Source organism: Collinsella sp. TF11-5AC (assembly GCF_003436775.1).
Classification (GTDB): domain Bacteria; phylum Actinomycetota; class Coriobacteriia; order Coriobacteriales; family Coriobacteriaceae; genus Collinsella.
On the sequence record NZ_QSQO01000041.1, the window covers coordinates 1 to 2,062 of the forward strand.

At 55.7% G+C, this 2,062-nt stretch carries 1 protein-coding gene; it reads left to right on the top strand.

All coding sequences use genetic code 11. The features are described from left to right. Window positions 1-224: 224 nt before the first annotated feature. The gene (locus tag DXD16_RS10110; RefSeq protein WP_117655983.1) at window positions 225-1,919 is read left to right on the top strand and encodes a phospho-sugar mutase; all 1,695 of its coding nucleotides are present in this window, start codon (window positions 225-227) and stop codon (window positions 1,917-1,919) included. The last annotated feature ends 143 nt before the right edge of the window (window positions 1,920-2,062 follow it).

Genomic DNA, 2,062 nt, shown 5'->3' on the forward strand with positions numbered 1-2,062 from the left:
GACTTGAAGAAGGGGGAGGCCTCGCGGCCTCCCCCTTTTTTTGCGTTTACGGGCAACAGTCCTTATGCAATTAAATCAATTTAATCATCCACCGCTGAATATAGACGTTCACCGTTCTTTGGCCGGTTCTCTGTTCTCAATGGACTAATATTTGCTTTAGCGCACTGCTGCGCTTGTCCTGTTTTTACACGGGTCGTTTTATTGATTGTGACGGAAGGACTCACATGGCAGATGTTCATGAGCTGCTTGATACTTGGATTGCCAATGTCAAGGACGAGGAGCTCCTCGCTGAGCTCAACACGATGAGGGAGCAGGGTGATGAGGACGCCATCACCGACGCTTTCTTCCAGGATCTCGCCTTCGGTACTGCCGGTCTTCGCGGCACTATCGGTGCGGGCACTAACCGTATGAATATCTATACGGTCGGTCGTGCGACCCAGGGATTCGTTGACTACCTCAATGCGACCTTTGAGCATCCGACGGTCGCCATCGCTCGCGATAGCCGCAATAAAGGTGAGCTGTTCGTTAAGACTACGGCTGCCATTCTTGCAGCAAACGGCGTGACTGCCCTCGTGTATCCCAAGATTTCTCCTGTGCCGACGCTCTCCTGGGCCGTCCGTGATCTTAAGTGCTCCGGTGGCATTTGCATGACCGCTAGCCATAACCCAGCGCCGTATAACGGCTATAAGGCCTATGGCCCCGATGGCTGCCAGATCACCAGCGAGGCCGCCGATGCAATTTCTAAGGCTATCGCCGAGACCGATACATTCACCGGCGTGAAGTCCATGGACTTTGATGAGGCTCTTGAGCAGGGTCTGGTTAAATGGATCGACGACTCGTGCCTCGAGCGTTATTACGACGCCGTTCTCGCGCGCGGCGTGACTAACCTTTCTGCCGAGGAGATCGCTGGCGCTCCGCTTAAGCTCGTCTACACTCCGCTCAACGGCACCGGCCTCATTCCCGTTACTACGGTGCTCGAGCGCGCTGGCATCACCGATGTCACGGTTGTTCCCGAGCAGAAGGAGCCTAACGGCGATTTCCCGACCTGCCCGTATCCTAACCCCGAGATCCGTCAGGCCATGCAGAAGGGCATCGATCTCTGCGAGCAGGTTCACCCTGATTTGCTGCTTGCAACCGATCCCGACGCCGACCGTGTTGGCGTTGCCGTTAAAAATGGCGATGACTATCTGCTGCTGACCGGCAATGAGATGGGCGTTCTGCTGCTCGACTATATCTGCAAGACCCGTGCTGCCCGCGGTGAGGACCTCACTAAGAAGGTTGCCGTTACTACTATCGTTTCTTCCGCCATGGTTGACGCTCTGGCCGACGAGTACGGTTTTGAGCTTCGCCGCTGCCTGACGGGCTTCAAGTACATCGGCGACATCATTACTTCTCTTTCCGATGCTGGCGAGGTCGATCGCTTTATCTTCGGTTTCGAGGAGAGCTACGGCTATCTGGCCGGCGACCACGTGCGCGACAAGGACGCCGTGAGCACTTCGCTTCTGATTTGCCAGATGGCGCAGTATTACAAGCTCCAGGGTAAGAACCTTGCCGATGCGATGCACGAGCTGTACGAGAAGTATGGCTACTATCACAACAAGACGATTTCGCTAAGCTATCCGGGCGCTGAGGGTGCGGCAAAGATGGCCGGCATCATGGCTGGTTTGCGCGAGAACCCGCCCGCGGAGCTCGCCGGTTCCAAGATTGAGGCCGTCGTGGATTACAACACCTGCGTGAACGGCCTGCCGAAGGCTAATGTCATTGAGTTCGATCTCGAGGGTGGTAACAAGGGTATCGTCCGTCCTTCTGGCACCGAGCCCAAGATTAAGCTGTACACCTTCGCTAAGGGCGCGGATGCCGCCGAGGCTGATGCAGCACTTGACGCGATCGAGGAGTCCGGTCGCAAGCTCTTGGCCTAAGGCTTTGAAAGCCTATTTCTATAGATAGACGGAGGAGGGGATCTCGGAAACGAGGTCCCCTCTTTATTACTTTTAAATACAGCTGAGAATCCCAAACTGTGTAGGAAATGTGTACGCCCAGATTCCCGCCCCCGGCGCCCCTC

Excerpts from the sequence above, each read along its gene's own strand:
- DXD16_RS10110 (WP_117655983.1), top strand. The coding sequence starts at position 225 with ATGGCAGATGTTCATGAGCTGCTTGATACTTGGATTGCCAATGTCAAG.